Source organism: Pseudanabaena sp. PCC 9330, from assembly GCF_055795045.1.
In genome coordinates, this window is record NZ_JAYFES010000062.1 from 136,328 (window position 1) to 150,808 (window position 14,481).

Genomic DNA, 14,481 nt, shown 5'->3' on the forward strand with positions numbered 1-14,481 from the left:
TGGCGGGGCAGGGGAGGAGACAAGGTTACACCATGCTCAATTACCGCCTCGCACCCCGCCGCTCTAAAACAACGTTGCGGTGTGGTGCTCCACATCAAACTCGTAGCGATCGCTAAAGTTAGTCACCCCGTAGAGGTTAAAAGACACCGTAGGCTCATCGCCCAGGGGCTCGACGCTGTGAATGGCGTTAGCCGTCAGAGCCACCACATCACCAGGGTTGAGAATGATCTCGTCTACGGGTTCGATGCGATCGCCCTGGGCGGGCACCCGTCGCCACAGTCGATTGCGTTCTTGACCACCCACCAGAGCCACAATCCCCCAGGCACCGTGGTTGTGAATGGTAGAGCTGTGGCCCGGCAGCCAGGACACCATCTGCACCGTAATTGGAAACTCATGCTCACGGTAAAGAAAGTTAACGCTCCAGCCCAGCTTAGGGTCTGGGTGAGAGTACTCCATCTGTAGCCAGTAAGAGCTGACCAACAGTCGGCGCACCAGCGGGGTAATGGCCTCAAGGCGGCTGAGGTCGTCGTGGAAGGTGGCGAGAATATCTTCTAGATCGGTGAGAAACCGATAGAGGCGGTAGTAGCCCCTCGGCTCAGGCACGTCAGGGTTGCCAAAGGCCCGACGAGTGCCCTCATCGGTGATCAGCCAGTTGTGATTGGCCATGGTGGTATAGCGGCCTATTCCACCCGCATGCGGCGGGTTTCAACCACCATGCCGTCTTCGCGAATCACCACCGCCGAGACCCAGCGACTGTCGGGTTCAGCGGCAGCAGTGCCAACCTTGTAGAGCCCCCCAGCGGTGAGCAGGTCAAACACCACCGGGCGCGGCTCCAAGAAGTCTTCGCTGGTCACCCCTTCTTCGACTGCAACCCCCATCAAGGTACGGTCTTCTAAGGGCTCTAGCACAATGGTGTCAAAGCTATAGGCTTGACCCGGAGCAGTGACCTGGGGTAGCTGCACCTGGAGGGTGGGTGGGTTTGCACCCGACATCAGGCGGCTGGTTTCTGAGAGAGTTTCTTGATAGGTGATTTGACCGCTCTCTAGGCGCTGGCGCGAGGTGATGTCGGCGCTGAGGGCAAGCACGCGATCGGGCCGTACCTGTTTGCCGGTGACGGTGGTGCGAGTTTCGATCCTGTAGCGGCCTGGGCCATCGGCCTGCCAGCTGAGTAGCTCAATGTCGTAGACAATGTCGGGGTACTGCTGCCAGAGCGCTTCTAGGGTCTGGCGCAGCTGAGCATTGTCAAAACCCGTATCGCTGGCAAAGGCGTCGCTGTAGAAGGCCATGACGGCATCTAGGTCGCGATCGCCAATCGCTGCCCCAAGCCCATCTAAAAGCTGCTGCACCTCGGCGGGGGCAGCTTGGGCTAGGGTCACAGAACTGGCCCTGGCCGTGGGAGCCACCGCCCCAACACCCAAGCCCAGGGCAGCGATGGACATCAGCCCTAGGCTCCACTGCCTCAGCGAAAAATTAGCCACGCTTAACCGCCTTGCGCAAATACTGCGTCTACCTTATATCAATCGGCAGGGACTTGGTATAGTTAGAGGCGTTTTTAGCGTCGAGGGTGTGCCCTTGTCCGAGCCATCTATTGCCGTAGGAGCAGCTGCCATAGGAGCAGCCGAGGCTGTATCGCCCCGGCTGCTGGTGGCCGCTAGCGGCACGGGTGGGCACCTGTTTCCGGCGATCGCCACCGCCGAGGCCCTGAAGGCAGAGGGCTACACCATTGAGTGGCTGGGGGTGCCTGATCGCCTCGAAACCACCTTAGTCCCCGACCACTTTCCACTACATACCGTACGCATGGCGGGGTTTCAGGGCCGTCCGGGCCTAGGTACGATCAAAACCCTGGGCCAGTTTGCTAAGGCCACCCTGCAAGTGCGTCGCCTGCTAAAGCAAGGGAAGTTTGACGGTCTGTTTACCACCGGGGGCTACATTGCAGCCCCGGCTATTTTGGCGGCGCGATCGCTGGGTTTGCCCGCCATACTGCACGAGTCCAACGCCCTGCCGGGCAAAGTCACCCGCTGGCTCAGCCCCCGCTGCACCACCGTGGCCCTGGGGTTTGAGGCGGCACGGCAATATTTGCCCAAAGCCAACACCGTGGTCGTGGGTACGCCCGTCCGCTCAGAATTTCTTACCCCTGAGCCGCCAGTGCTCACCGACCCGGCCATCCCCGACGAGGTGCCGCTGATCGTCGTGGTGGGCGGCAGCCAGGGGGCCGTCGCGGTAAACCAGCTGGTGCGCTCTGCGGCCCCGGCCTGGGTGGAGGCCGGGGCTTGGGTTGTGCACCAAACCGGCAGCAACGATCCAGAGGCCGATAGCTACAGTCACCCCCAGTACATTCACCGGCCCTTCTTTGGCTCGATGGCGGCGTTGATGCACCGGGCTACGCTGGCGATCGGGCGATCGGGGGCAGGCACGCTGACCGAGTTGGCTATTTCAAAAACGCCGTCAATTTTGATTCCCTACCCCTACGCAGCAGAAGATCATCAGACGGTCAATGCTCAGGCCTTTGCAGATGCTCAGGCGGCCATTCTGCAACCCCAGAGCCAAACCACGGCTGACGATTTGCAAGGGCTAGTTTTAGAGCTGCTGGCCCATCCTGAAAGGTTGGAGGCGATGGCCACAGCAGCGGGGCGGCTAGCCATGGCCGACAGCGCTACCCGACTGGCAGATCTGATTCACAAGGTAGTGCTGCCTCGCTAGGCCAGGGAAGATCAGCACTAGAGGTATCCAGCCTTAACTCGCCATTACTGCACCATGTGGGCAGCATTGGGTTGGGCCATGGCAGGCTTGGCCTGAAGCGGTTGCAGGCGAAAACCGACCACCTGCTGCCCTCGACAGTAGAAGCCGAGCTTGGGCCGCATTTCAAAAGCGGGCGGGTGGTCACGCTGCGATTCGGCTTCAGTGTAGAGCCAGTAGCCCCGAGGGCCAGCCACCAGCTGTACCGGGGTTTCTCTCGTGCGCGAAATGAGCACATGGGTGGGGTTAAAGGTCGTCATTGCCATCTCCTTAGGTGTAATGTCACCTCAATTTGGTAGTAACTCTATGTAACGCTTTCTCAGACTGGGCCATAAGCCGGAGAGCCGAATCTCCCCAGGGAGGATCTCCCCATGCCTTGAAAAATTGGAGCTTTTCGGGTGCCCAACGGTGCCAGGTAAACTCCACACAGCCTGAATAAGGTATTAAATTGTTAAACAGAGATTACAAAACTTCATCTACCTTGGGTCATACCCTGTTTTCAGGTAGCGTTCTTCTATGCAAGCATTTCACGCCAGTCAGTCTCTTCGCCTGCGGGTGCCCAACGAGGCGCTTCCCATTGAGCACTACCTGCGGCAGCCCCAGCGTCTGGTGCAGGCCATTACCGATCCGCGCCGCATCGAGCTGCTGGGCGACGGGGTCTATCGGCTGAGTCTGCGACCGCTACAGTTTATGGGCATCAGTATCGAGCCCACTGCTGACCTGCATGTGCGATCGCTCTCCGACGGCAGCCTGCACCTAGAGTCGATAGGTTGCCAGGTCAAAGGCCCCGACTACCTCAGCTTTGTGAATGACTCTTTTGGTATGGCGCTTAAGGGCGTGCTCACACCCCAGCGGCAAGACAGCTACACAGAGCTAGTGGGCCAGGCCGATCTGCAAATTCAGCTAGAGCTGCCACCACCCATTCGCTTTATGCCAGCCTCAGTGCTCGATCGCACCGGCAAGACCTTCTTAGGCGGCATTTTGGGAACCATCAAACACCGCATTGAGCGCCAACTCGTCGAAGACTACCGGGCCTGGGTAGCGACTCATCACCCCTCGTTCCCGGCCAGTGCCCCAGCGGCGCTTCGGGGTCGCCCGGTACAGGGGTAGCCCGCCCCATTCTCGATTAGTGACTAGAGCAGGTCGCCAGCAGATGGTGGTCTAGCTCAGAGAGGGTATCGATCGCGTACATGCCCTCTAGCTGAGCGATCGCGCCCCCGCTAGCACTCGCCACTGCCGTGTCGCCGACCAAGGCCACCGAGTAGGGAGTCTTCGTTTGGTCGTAGGCATCGGTAATGATCAGGTCCATAGCGCCGCCGCCCACGGTGCCCCGCACACAGTCAAAGGATGACGAAGGCTGGTAGATGGCCCCGGTCACCTGCCCGGCTCGGGCCTCAAATACAAGGTAAACCGCGCCAATAGTATCTGCGATCGCCGCTTCGCCGTAGAGGTAGGTGCCATCGGCTAAGCCGGGAGTACTGCCCACTGCCCCCTGACTGGCCATAGTCGATAGGCCAACGACAGCAGCAGCAGCAGTGGCCAGTCGCAGCAGATGAGTTTGAAGGCGATCTGCCCAGCGAAGGGAAGCAGCGGGGCGGGGGGCAGAAGAGGAAGAGGTCATGACGAGGGTTTCGTGCGACATAACCAATATCTCTCCAACGACCGATGCGTGGGGTGATAGCCTTCCTAGTCAAGGGTGATGTTGGTAAGGTGAAGGTGTGATCTAGATCAGGGTCGCCCATCAAGGTCGAAAAACTCAGTGCTGTCAGGGGTTGCTGCTCGTTGGGTTGATGTCAAGCAAGGCCCATTTTCCTCCCTCCCATAGTCCTTGATATGACCTGTAGCCCTGGATGTGTGAATTGATGTGGAACTGTCTAAAACAATGGCCTTACCCCAGGCTATTGCTGTGCAGCCTAGGGCTAGGAGCCCTGAGTGGGTGTGCCTTCGGCTCAGCAGACATATCTCCCCACCCCCTAGAGCCAGGGCTGGCAGTACCGGCGCTATCCGCCACGGCTCCCGCCGCCCTAGCCCTGGCCCCCACCCCGCGCCCAGCTCCTACTACCGCGTGGGAACACCTTCAGCGGGCCGACGAGCGCCTCTACGTCGTGCTGCTACGCCATGCCCTGGCTCCTGGCACTGGTGACCCGGCTAGCTTTCAGCTAGGAGACTGTGCCACCCAGCGCAACCTGTCAGCGGTGGGGCGTGACCAGGCGATGAGCCTGGGGGCCGCCTTTCGACAACGAGATATTGACGTAGTGCAAGTGCTGTCAAGTGAGTGGTGCCGCTGTATCGACACCGCCACCCTGATGGATCTGGGGCCAGTGCAGCCCTTTGCGCCGATTAACTCTTTCTTTCGCGATCGCAGTACCGCCGCCCAGCAGACCGCCCAGGTGCAAGACTATCTGCGCCGCCAGCCCGATCAGGGTGTGATTGTCATGGTGACGCACCAGGTGAATATCACCGCGCTGACCGGGGTAGTGCCAGCCTCGGGGCAAGGGGTGGTGGTGACTGTAGATGAAGATGGCACCTTGGGCCAGGTGGGGCTACTGGATGCAGATTCGTAGTGGGGTGACCATAGCATCCGTGTAGCCTGCCAGTTGGCTCAATGCGTACCCCGCTAGAGAGTGATAGCAAAAAATAAATTCCCCCAGGGAGGAGCGATCGCTGCTTCCTGGGGGAATTGATTCAGAGAGACTAAGTAAAGCTCAGCCTAGACTTCTTCGAGACGGGCATAAAACACACCCTGCACTTTGATATCTACGGGCTCAGCAGTACCCATGTCGGTGTCAGAGGGCTGTTCGGCTTCAAAGGTGCCGCCAATTTCGCCCGTGGCACTATCAATTTTCGAGATACGCAGAGAAATGTGCCCCTGACCGATATCAAAGGACTTGGTGTTTTCTTTCACATACTCTTCGCTGTCACCGCTGGCGGGCAGAGCCACGGCAGTGTCGTAGCCAGTGGCCAAACCACGACCCTTAGGATCAAGGAAGTTAGAAGTGCGGTAGGAAGGCACCTTGTAGTCGCCCTCAAAGTCGGTGGAGGTGGTGAGGCCAAACTGGCCGGGCTGAGACAGTGCCTGCAAGCCTTTGACCGTAAACAGGAAAGGCTCTTGCTGACCACCGGGCAGCTGTACGGTAATGGCTTGAAAATCCATGCCGCCGGTTTCGGAGAACAGCAGGCTACCATCAGATTCCAGAGACAGGTCACCGCGCACCTGATCTAGACTAGACGTGTAGCGGGTCAACACCTTGCCGGGCACATAGCTCGCTGCTTGGCGCTTAGAGCCTTCTTCTTTGACAAAGTAAGCGGTAGGCTCGATGCACATGCCCACTAGCTGATAGGTTTTGCCATCGTCTAGGGCAATGCTGCCTCGGGTCATTTCAGAGAGTTGGGGGCACTTGTTGGCCAAGCCAGTGTTACGAATTTGGTCGTAGGTTAAGGGCACACTGCTGGTGGCACTGGGCGCGTCGCTACAGGCTGTCAGTACACTTAGGCAGATGGCCAAAAACGCAACTAAGAGGGCGCGATACCTCATGGTCTACCTCAAAATTTAGTATGTAAAGATGCTGTCAAACTATCAAAAAATGCGACAGCCGTCGGTTCTGGACTGCTATGGCGCTGACCAGATCACCCTGGCAAACGCTCCCTAGGGCCGATCTAATGTCTGCGAAGAAGCTGCGCCAGTGGCCATGGCTAGGAACAGACAATTGCCTACCCTCTAACCCGGATCAATAGCCCGGCCACAAAACTGGGTTAGCCCTTAGCCAATAAAACCTCAAGTAAGCATTCTACATGGCCCTGGGACGCTTTCCTAGAGTCTCAGAGCTCGGATAGCAATTCTCAATTTGCTTTGTAAGCTTAGAAAACACCGCTCAGGCTCAGCTTTGAGCCTGTCACACAGCCGAAGCTTCTTTTACCCTATGCCCTTGAGGCAGGCAAAGCCCACAACAGGCTCAGGGGAAATGGCAAAGTATCCAAAAATTGAGAATGGCCGGGGCTTGGATGGGCAGTGGATAATTTTAGAGCTGGGCCTGAGTCGCTGGCCAAGCCTCAATTGAGTCAGAGCTTTACAAACTCTTGGCGGTGGCGTTTACTACCAGGCAGCTAGCATTAAGCTATTTAACAAAATCCAACCCAGCCATGCTCGATTACCCACCTGGCGATCGCAACGAAAAAGGCCTCCCAGAGGATCTAGCCCATCTGTCTGCACTAATTGATCAGGCAGCACTGCAGCGCCAGGGTAGCCATGTCGCCCTCTTGGGGTTGCTGCGCCTGCTCGAACAGCGCCACCGGGACATCTGCGAAAGCTTGTTTTACGACGCTTTACCCGACAACCGCCAAAATCTCTATGCTCTGCTGAGAGATATTGAGGTCAATGGCGGCTGGCCCTATATTCAGCGCATTAAAATCCAGGCATTGCTGGCCAACCTGCCCGACCTAGACCTCGCCCCTCTGCTTCCCGCTCCTGTGACACCGCTAGAAGACGATCTATTTCCTAGTGAAGACAAATAACCACATAAGGCCGCCTGGAGAAGACAATGCTGCCATGCCAGCCCTAGACCGGGGCTCTCTATAGACGGCCACTCCGGCGTCACAGTTAGGGTGGTAAGCTGAGCCAACTTCGCTATGATATGGGCTAACTCTGACCCATTTGATGCATCTGACCTAGGGTCGCGTGGGGTCACAGCTAGCCTGACTGATTCTCGCTAGGCTTCACCTGCATCACCCATCGTCCTTGGGCTTATTAATTCTGACCTATGGCCAGTCACGTTTCTTCAGCCGGGTTCTCTAGCGCGTTTAGGCGCTTGGTCAGGTCATGGGTGATGCCGGGGCTAGCCTTGGCCTCGGGGCTGGTGGCCCTGGGCGTGGTACAACTGGCCAGTCCTGGCCATGCCACGACTCTCAACGCCTACTGCCAGGTCACCCAAGCCGAGGCCTTAGCAAAAGAAAACCTGCGCAAAGCGGCTCTGGCTGGCGACGCCGCTGCCCAACAGCAGTATCAGGCGATGGTTCGCCAACACACTGAGGCCCTGCGCCAGTGCCGCAGCCGCAACTGGCCCCAGCGCCAGGCGGTGTGGGTACGCCTCTATCCCTGCGACCTCCAGCCGGGCATCTTAGATGCACTGTTTGATCGCGTAGTGAACCTGGGCTACAACGAAGTCTACGTGGAAGCTTTCTACGGTGGGCAGGTACTGCTACCCCAGGCCGACAACCCTACCCTCTGGCCCTCGGTGGTGCAGGCTCCCGGCTACGAGCGCCGCGACTTGTTTGCCGAAGCCATAGAGCGAGGACGCCAGCGAGGGCTGCGGGTCGATGCCTGGGTGTTTGCCCTCAACTTTGGCTATTCCTACGGCTTGCGCAGCGATCGCGAGCAGGTGCTAGCCCTCAATGGCCGCGGCCAAACCACCTACACCTACGCCAAGTCAGGGGCGTCGAGCAACCCCGACGAGGTATTTGTCGACCCCTACCATCCCCAGGCCCAGGGCGACTACAGCCGCATGCTAGGGGCATTACTGAAGCGCAAGCCCGATGGCGTGCTGTTTGACTACATTCGCTACCCCCGGGGGGTAGGCCCCAACTCAGTGGCCGACAGTGTCGATGACCTGTGGATTTACGGCCAGGCCTCCCGCGATGCCCTATTTCGCCGGGCGGTCAACCAGCAGGGGCAAGAGCTCATTCGCCGCTACATCAGCCGCGGTCACCTGATCGATCGCGACATTCAAGAGGTGCGCGACCTTTTCCCCAATGAGCCAGAGCCCCTGTGGCAGAGTCGTGTTCCCTCTCCGCCCTTAGCCGCAGGTCAAAGACCACCAGAGCCAGCCAGTCTGCGACCCCAACTCCAGGCTGAGCTGTGGCAGCTGAGCGTGGCCCACGCGGTGCAGGGTGTCGTCGACTTTGTCAAAATGGCAGGGGAGCAGGCACAACGTACCGGTATTGAGTCTGGAGCGGTATTTTTTCCTGAGGCCAACCAGACCGTCGGCACTGGCGGCTATGACTCGCGACTCCAGTACTGGGAGCGCTTCCCCACCTGGATGACTTGGCACCCCATGGCCTACGCAGTATGCGGCCACACTGGCTGTATTTTAGACGGCGTGCGTCGGGTACAAACCATGGTGCCTGCGGACACCTCGCCCACCATCACCCCCGCCCTCGCGGGCATCTGGGGCCAGGCCACCTACAACCGCCCTGCCCTCGAAACTCAAATGGAGGCGCTACGCCGATCTAGCCCCGGCATTACCTCTGTCAGCCATTTTGCCTATTCATGGCAAGACCCTGAGTTTGACCGCGTGCGCAAGTTTTGTTCGCTGTAGCTGCACTGGGCTTAATCTGGGTTTGGGATAAAAAGCCTTGCATAGAAGAAGCATCATTTACCCCGCTTGGGGAAGGGTAAGGGTGGGTTAGTCAAGGCCGGTAGGGGAGGTTTCCGTATTCAGCAATTTAGGAGATTTCCAGTAAAGACGCTCCCCCACTAGTGAGCCGTTTTATACATAGGGGCAAACGGTTGTTTGCCCGATGCAGGGACGTTCTTTTCAAGAAATAGCCCTATTCTTCGTAGGAGTTTTTTGACCCACCCCACCCTTTGGGCACCCCTCCCGAGAGGGGATATGGCCAACTTTTCCGCTACATAAAAATGCTGTCGAACTGAAGTTAACCTTCGAGTAGGAGGTGGTCTGGCCCGTGGAGTAGCTCTGATAGCTCAGGCATTACCAGCTCAGCACTGGCGGTGGGCATGGTGCCCTGCATAGACACTGGCTCTTCGATCGGGGCGGGGGCCATCATATCGCTGGGCAAAAAGATGCGGGCACTGACTGCTACCATGGCCACCGCAAAGATCAGCACAATCAACAAAGGCGCGATGTAAGACCGAAAGAACGACATAGGGTGTGTGAAGAGATGTTGCTAATGTCCTCATCTTACACGGAAGGGAAGAGGGAGGGAATTTTGAGTGTTTAGTTTTGAGGTTACGTCTTGGGCCAGAAACTCAACATTCACAACTCAAAATTGAGCACTGGCCGTTCACCCCGGTGGCTCGTCTAACCCAGGCCTGGGCAATACCCGCTTCCCCAGCCGTCGCAGCCCGACCCCGCCCGCCACCGCCACCAGTAGCCAAACCCAGCCGGTGAGCGGCTGGTAGAGCAAGAAGCCACCGACGCCGAGCATGGCCCCGAGCAGTAAAAGCAGGGCCGCAAACGCTTTGAGCAGATCGTGGCCCAGGTCTTGGGCGGGCCAGAGCCCGGTGCGCTGGCGCTGATGCGCCCAGCCGGGGCCACCGGGGAGCACCTTGCGGTAAAAGGTGTCGAGGGTGTCGTCGCTTTCGGGGCTGGTTAGCAGCATTGCCGTCACCCAAATCACGGTGGTGATGGCGGTGGTAGTGAGCAGCCGCAGGCCAAAGTCAGGAATGGTGAGCAGGGGCACGACGCTGGTGACCAGCCCCACCAGAAACCCGGCCAGCATGGCCGCCAACTCGGCGGCGGCGTTGATGCGCCACCAGAACCAGCGCAAGATCAGCACCAGCCCCGGCCCGGTGCCGATCGCAATTACCAGGCGAAACACTGTAGCCACATCTTGAGAGTAGAAGGCGGCGATCGCCCCCAGCCCCGTCACCACCACCGAAGCAATGCGCCCTGACAGCACCAGTTCGGCATCTGAGGCGTTGGGCCGCAGAAAGCGCCCGTATAGATCGTTGGTGAGGTACGACGCGCCCCAGTTGATCAAGGTAGACACGGTGCTCATAAATGCTGCCAGCAGCGAGGCCACCACCAGCCCCAAAAGAACAGGCGGCAAAAAGTCGAGCATCAGCATCGGGTAGCCCAGCTCGCGATCTTCTAGGTTGGGATAGATGACGACCGCCGCCAGAGCCACAATCACCCAGGGCCAGGTGCGAACTACGTAGTGCAAAATGTTGAAAAACCAGGCGGCTTTTTCGGCCTCGGCTTCATCCTTAGAGGCCGCTAGACGCTGAATAAACTCGCCGCCGCCGTCACTGCGGCGAAAGGCCCACCACTGCAAGGTGACGTAGGCCAAGAAGGTGCTGACAGTGATGCCAGCGGTCTCGCTCCACTGGTACCAGCCGTTGGGCGATCGCTCCAGGGGGATAAACGCCAGCAGATCGGTGCCACCCACAGCTTTGACCTCTGCTACCAAGTTGCCCATGCCGCCCAGGTGATTGACCGCTGCCACCGCGACAATAAAGGCTCCCAGCAGGGCCAAAAAGAACTGAAAGAAGTCGGTAGCCACTACCCCCCACAGGCCCGCGAACCCGGCGTAGACGAGCACCAGCAGGCTAACTCCAACTACGCTCAGCAGCTTCAGGTTTTCCCCCGGTTCAATGCCAAAGGACTGCCAGATTTGGAGTGCGTCGATCACCTTAACCGTGGCCAGCATGGCGTAGCCAATGCCAATGCAGTTGATCGGCACCGCAAAGAGAAATGCCTTGATGCCCCGCAGCCACGCCGCCATCGCCCCGCCGTAGCGAAGCTCTGTCAGCTCCGCATCGGTGATAATTTCCGATCGCCGCCACAGCCGGGCAAACACGTAGATCATCACCACGTGGGCAATGCCAAAGCTCCACCATTCCCAGTTGCCAGCAATGCCCCGGTTGCCGACCACCCCAGCGATGTAGAGAGGCGTGTCAATCGAGAAGGTGGTGGCCGCCATGCTGGTGCCCGCCAGCCACCAGGGCAGCGATCGCCCCGACACAAAAAACTCCACCAGCCCTCCCGAGGCTTTGCGGCCCAGGTATAAGCCCAGGCTCAGGGAAAACACCAAATAGGCCATCACAATGGCCCAGTCGATCCAAATCACAGCGGCGTACCGTCACACGTCGATGCTATCTTGCCATACCGGGTCAACGGGGCACCGTTGATCGACAGCAATCGCCGTCTGATCTCGGCTGAGGCGACCGAGCTCCCTGAGATTCTAAGAAAACCCTCAAAAACCAGGCTCTCAACCGCTAAAAGCTGACCTATCATTATCGCCAGAACTGTGGGTGGGTACTCTGACAGAAGCCGCCAGCGCGGCACCTGTTGTCTCAAGTCATGAACACCGTTGGTGGAGAGGAAGCTATGAAACTGCGTCATCTATTGCTGCTGCTAGGTCTGGGGCTCATGGTCGGAGCCACGCCTTTAGGGGTTTATGCCCAGACCCCTGGCGGCGAACCTGACGTCGTTGAGAGCGAAGGACTAGAACTGCCGCCCGCTGAGCCTGCTGCTGCCGAGCCCGCTGAGCCTGCCGCCGACGAGCCAGCTGAGACTGGCCCTTCGGCGATCGCCCTCTACAACCAAGGCGTCGAGCGCTACAACAGCGGCGACTACAACGCCGCCCTCGAAGCCTTTAATCTGGCCCTAGAGAAAGATCCGAGCCTGGCCAATGCCTACCTCTATCGCGGCCTCATCTACGCCGATCAAGACGACTACAGTCGGGCCCTAGCCGACCTTAACCAGGCCCTTAGTCTGAGCCCCGGCAACTCCACAGCCCTGTTTGGTCGAGGCAGTGTTTACTACCGCCAGGGCAACACCGACCAGGCCCAGGCCGACTTTAACGCCGCCCTTGAGGCTGACCCCGATGCCGTCGGTGCCTACCTATACCGAGGGCTGATCGACAGCCAGCAGGGGCGTTACGACCTGGCGATCGAAGACTTTTCTACCGCCATTGAGCTTGACCCAAACAATGCTTCGGCCTATGTGCTGCGCGGCTTTGCCCTAGAGCGAGTCAACAACTATAGCGATGCCGTCACCGACTTTAGCCGCGCTATCGAGCTCAAGGGCGATCTCTCCCGAGCCTACATGGGTCGGGGGGTCGCCTACTACCACCTGGGCCTCTACGATGCCGCTCTCGACGACCTCAACCAGGCCGTGCGGCAAAACCCTAACCTGGCCCGCGCCTACCTCAACCGCAGCTACGTCACCTACCGTCAGGGTCGCCCCAACCGTGCTCTGCAAGACCTCGATCGCGCCATTGAGCTCAACCCCAGCTTGGCCGAAGCCTACCTCAGCCGGGGCACGATTCGTGCCGACCAGGGCAACCTGACCGGTGCCCAGCAAGACTTTGCCCGGGTGCTCCAACTCAACCCTGACTCGGCGGTGGCCTACAAGCAAAAGGGCGACGTGCTGCTGCGGGCTGGAGACTTCCCTGCTGCGATCGCCGACTATACCGAGGCGCTATTCCTCGACCCAGCCTACGTCAGTGCCTTCAAAGCCCGAGGTGACGCCCGCCGCGCCGGAGGCGATATTTTTGGGGCGATCGATGACTACGGCCAGGCCCTAGCGGTGCAGCCCACCTATCTGGATGCTCTGTCGGCGCGGGGGGCGGCCTATCTCCAGGTCAACCAGTTTCAAAATGCCTACCAAGATCTCAGCCAGGCCATTGCCAACGCCCCCACCACCACCGACCCAGAGCTGTTTTATAACCGGGGTGTGGCCCGCGCCCGTCTGGGCGACGATGCCGGTGCCCGCCGCGATTTTGAGCAGGCAGCCAATCTATATTTGCAGCGGGGCGAGGCCGCTGGGTATCGGCAGACGCTAAATCAGATGAGCCAGCTGTAAAAATCGAGGAGTGGCTGAGCTAGGAAGGGTTCACCTGGGCAAAGGATTGCAGAAGATCCAGGCCAATGCCAGGTGAACTGCCCTTTTCGATGCTGAGTTAACCATTAGAGAACACCCTCATCACTTGGATGTATGGGGTGTTCATCTTCATGCTCCATGATGCACTGTGGCTGTCTATAAATCGCGAGGCGCTATGCTCCACCCCGCCGCAAAGACTTCACAATACCTAAGCTGGCGACCCGGTGATATCACTGAGTCGCTCATGTCTTAGCCTCGTGAATAATAACAGTGAAGCCTCCAGGGCTACGGTGCATTAGCCTGACCTACATTAATTCCGAAGTTAAGTAGATGAGGGTCAACGCGGTAGCCCGTGCAGCGCTTTCCCGCAGTTGTCGATCTAAGCATCCTGGTATAGAACGTAGGTGAGTTGAGCCCTTACAGAGATCACCTTGGCAATACTTGGATACCGGTGTTGAGGCAAAACTAAGGGTGAAAGGTATTTATCCCCAATGCTAGGTGGCACTGGGACAACATAAGACTAGTTATGATTGCAAAAACTAATTTCATGGGAAGTGCCCTGCTAGGAAACCCATCTAGGTCAAGCTCAGATGCTCCAGATGGTTCCTTTAAGGGTTTACTGCTGCAGATTAAAGAAGACTGGGTTGCCCATGGACGCGATTGGACTAAGCCTGGCTTTAGGGCTGTGGCTATACATCGTTTTGGCGTTTGGCGCATGGGCATTAAACCCAAGGTGCTGCGGGCACCCCTTAGCGTGCTGTATCAGATGATGTATCGAAAAGTGCGCAATACCTATGGTATTGAGCTGCCCTACAGCATTAAACTAGGCCGACGAGTCGTGATCGAACACCAGGGTAATATCGTTGTGCACGGTGACTGTGTCATCGGCGATGACTCTATCATTCGTCAGGGTGTCACCCTGGGTTTGCGATCGCTCGATCGCCTTGGAGATGCTCCAACTCTGGGCTGCCGAGTCAATGTCGGTGCTGGTGCTAAGCTATTTGGCAAAATTACCATCGGTAATGACGTCAATGTGGGTGCTAACGCTGTTGTTTTGATCGATGTGCCCTCTAACGCTACCGTGGTTGGCATTCCGGCCAAAATCGTTGGGTCTAAGCGATCTTCCACCCTGCCCCGCCGCGAGATTGGTATGGTGTGAGCTATGTCTGAGCGTAGGCAAAAC

14 protein-coding genes are annotated in these 14,481 nt (G+C 58.4%); 7 read left to right on the plus strand and 7 right to left on the minus strand.

Features of this window, described 5'->3' with window-relative positions:
* Window positions 1-63 precede the first annotated feature (63 nt).
* Both AC0QKW_RS03910 and AC0QKW_RS03915 read right to left on the minus strand, forming a co-directional pair.
* Window positions 64-666 carry a cysteine dioxygenase family protein gene (locus AC0QKW_RS03910; protein WP_473149741.1) on the minus strand — a complete coding sequence of 201 codons (603 nt, stop codon included), beginning with the start codon at window positions 664-666 and terminating at the stop codon, window positions 64-66.
* Between the two features lie 14 nt (window positions 667-680).
* Complete coding sequence (locus AC0QKW_RS03915; RefSeq protein ID WP_473149742.1) at window positions 681-1,478, minus strand: Cif family virulence factor; 798 nt, start codon at window positions 1,476-1,478, stop codon at window positions 681-683.
* A 130-nt stretch (window positions 1,479-1,608) separates the two neighbouring features.
* Between AC0QKW_RS03915 and murG the strand changes: the two genes are divergently transcribed.
* A complete protein-coding gene (gene murG / locus AC0QKW_RS03920) occupies window positions 1,609-2,700 on the plus strand; it encodes an undecaprenyldiphospho-muramoylpentapeptide beta-N-acetylglucosaminyltransferase (RefSeq protein ID WP_473149789.1) in 1,092 nt (363 codons plus the stop codon).
* Window positions 2,701-2,744: 44 nt separating this feature from the next.
* On the opposite strand, the gene AC0QKW_RS03925 is transcribed toward murG, so the two are convergent.
* A complete protein-coding gene (locus AC0QKW_RS03925; RefSeq protein WP_473149743.1) occupies window positions 2,745-2,996 on the minus strand; it encodes a hypothetical protein in 252 nt (83 codons plus the stop codon).
* 256 nt (window positions 2,997-3,252) lie between these two features.
* Here AC0QKW_RS03925 and AC0QKW_RS03930 point away from each other — a divergent pair, with 256 nt between their 5' ends.
* Window positions 3,253-3,846 carry a DUF1997 domain-containing protein gene (locus tag AC0QKW_RS03930; protein ID WP_473149744.1) on the plus strand — a complete coding sequence of 198 codons (594 nt, stop codon included), beginning with the start codon at window positions 3,253-3,255 and terminating at the stop codon, window positions 3,844-3,846.
* Window positions 3,847-3,862: 16 nt separating this feature from the next.
* Here AC0QKW_RS03930 and AC0QKW_RS03935 read toward each other — a convergent pair whose 3' ends face one another.
* Entirely contained in the window at window positions 3,863-4,378 is a 516-nt protein-coding gene (locus AC0QKW_RS03935) for a hypothetical protein (RefSeq protein WP_473149745.1), read from the minus strand.
* Between the two features lie 220 nt (window positions 4,379-4,598).
* On the opposite strand from AC0QKW_RS03935, the gene AC0QKW_RS03940 reads away from it, so the two are divergent.
* The gene (locus tag AC0QKW_RS03940; RefSeq protein ID WP_473149746.1) at window positions 4,599-5,300 is read left to right on the plus strand and encodes a histidine phosphatase family protein; all 702 of its coding nucleotides are present in this window, start codon (window positions 4,599-4,601) and stop codon (window positions 5,298-5,300) included.
* A gap of 146 nt (window positions 5,301-5,446) precedes the next feature.
* On the opposite strand, the gene psbO is transcribed toward AC0QKW_RS03940, so the two are convergent.
* Window positions 5,447-6,271, minus strand: a complete 825-nt coding sequence (gene psbO, locus AC0QKW_RS03945; RefSeq protein WP_473149747.1) for a photosystem II manganese-stabilizing polypeptide — start codon at window positions 6,269-6,271, stop codon at window positions 5,447-5,449.
* 605 nt (window positions 6,272-6,876) lie between these two features.
* Between psbO and AC0QKW_RS03950 the strand changes: the two genes are divergently transcribed.
* Together AC0QKW_RS03950 and AC0QKW_RS03955 are read left to right on the plus strand one after the other, a co-directional pair.
* Complete coding sequence (locus AC0QKW_RS03950; protein ID WP_473149748.1) at window positions 6,877-7,248, plus strand: hypothetical protein; 372 nt, start codon at window positions 6,877-6,879, stop codon at window positions 7,246-7,248.
* Window positions 7,249-7,493: 245 nt separating this feature from the next.
* Window positions 7,494-9,047, plus strand: coding sequence for a glycoside hydrolase family protein (locus AC0QKW_RS03955; RefSeq protein ID WP_473149749.1), 1,554 nt, complete (start codon window positions 7,494-7,496; stop codon window positions 9,045-9,047).
* Between the two features lie 337 nt (window positions 9,048-9,384).
* On the opposite strand, the gene AC0QKW_RS03960 is transcribed toward AC0QKW_RS03955, so the two are convergent.
* Both AC0QKW_RS03960 and AC0QKW_RS03965 read right to left on the minus strand, forming a co-directional pair.
* Window positions 9,385-9,615, minus strand: coding sequence for a hypothetical protein (locus AC0QKW_RS03960; RefSeq protein ID WP_473149750.1), 231 nt, complete (start codon window positions 9,613-9,615; stop codon window positions 9,385-9,387).
* 138 nt (window positions 9,616-9,753) lie between these two features.
* Entirely contained in the window at window positions 9,754-11,514 is a 1,761-nt protein-coding gene (locus tag AC0QKW_RS03965; protein ID WP_473149790.1) for a sodium:solute symporter family protein, read from the minus strand.
* Window positions 11,515-11,801: 287 nt separating this feature from the next.
* Here AC0QKW_RS03965 and AC0QKW_RS03970 point away from each other — a divergent pair, with 287 nt between their 5' ends.
* Both AC0QKW_RS03970 and AC0QKW_RS03975 read left to right on the plus strand, forming a co-directional pair.
* Window positions 11,802-13,280 (plus strand): tetratricopeptide repeat protein, encoded by a 1,479-nt coding sequence (locus AC0QKW_RS03970; RefSeq protein ID WP_473149751.1) that lies wholly within the window; start codon window positions 11,802-11,804, stop codon window positions 13,278-13,280.
* 565 nt (window positions 13,281-13,845) lie between these two features.
* The gene (locus tag AC0QKW_RS03975; RefSeq protein WP_473149791.1) at window positions 13,846-14,457 is read left to right on the plus strand and encodes a serine O-acetyltransferase; all 612 of its coding nucleotides are present in this window, start codon (window positions 13,846-13,848) and stop codon (window positions 14,455-14,457) included.
* Window positions 14,458-14,481 lie beyond the last annotated feature (24 nt).

Excerpts from the sequence above, each read along its gene's own strand:
- psbO (WP_473149747.1), bottom strand. The coding sequence starts at position 6,271 with ATGAGGTATCGCGCCCTCTTAGTTGCGTTTTTGGCCATCTGCCTAAGT.
- AC0QKW_RS03955 (WP_473149749.1), top strand. The coding sequence starts at position 7,494 with ATGGCCAGTCACGTTTCTTCAGCCGGGTTCTCTAGCGCGTTTAGGCGC.
- AC0QKW_RS03975 (WP_473149791.1), top strand. The coding sequence starts at position 13,846 with ATGGGAAGTGCCCTGCTAGGAAACCCATCTAGGTCAAGCTCAGATGCT.
- AC0QKW_RS03965 (WP_473149790.1), bottom strand. The coding sequence starts at position 11,514 with ATGGCCTATTTGGTGTTTTCCCTGAGCCTGGGCTTATACCTGGGCCGC.
- AC0QKW_RS03970 (WP_473149751.1), top strand. The coding sequence starts at position 11,802 with ATGAAACTGCGTCATCTATTGCTGCTGCTAGGTCTGGGGCTCATGGTC.
- AC0QKW_RS03935 (WP_473149745.1), bottom strand. The coding sequence starts at position 4,378 with ATGTCGCACGAAACCCTCGTCATGACCTCTTCCTCTTCTGCCCCCCGC.
- AC0QKW_RS03925 (WP_473149743.1), bottom strand. The coding sequence starts at position 2,996 with ATGACGACCTTTAACCCCACCCATGTGCTCATTTCGCGCACGAGAGAA.
- AC0QKW_RS03930 (WP_473149744.1), top strand. The coding sequence starts at position 3,253 with ATGCAAGCATTTCACGCCAGTCAGTCTCTTCGCCTGCGGGTGCCCAAC.
- AC0QKW_RS03950 (WP_473149748.1), top strand. The coding sequence starts at position 6,877 with ATGCTCGATTACCCACCTGGCGATCGCAACGAAAAAGGCCTCCCAGAG.
- AC0QKW_RS03940 (WP_473149746.1), top strand. The coding sequence starts at position 4,599 with ATGTGGAACTGTCTAAAACAATGGCCTTACCCCAGGCTATTGCTGTGC.
- AC0QKW_RS03910 (WP_473149741.1), bottom strand. The coding sequence starts at position 666 with ATGGCCAATCACAACTGGCTGATCACCGATGAGGGCACTCGTCGGGCC.
- AC0QKW_RS03960 (WP_473149750.1), bottom strand. The coding sequence starts at position 9,615 with ATGTCGTTCTTTCGGTCTTACATCGCGCCTTTGTTGATTGTGCTGATC.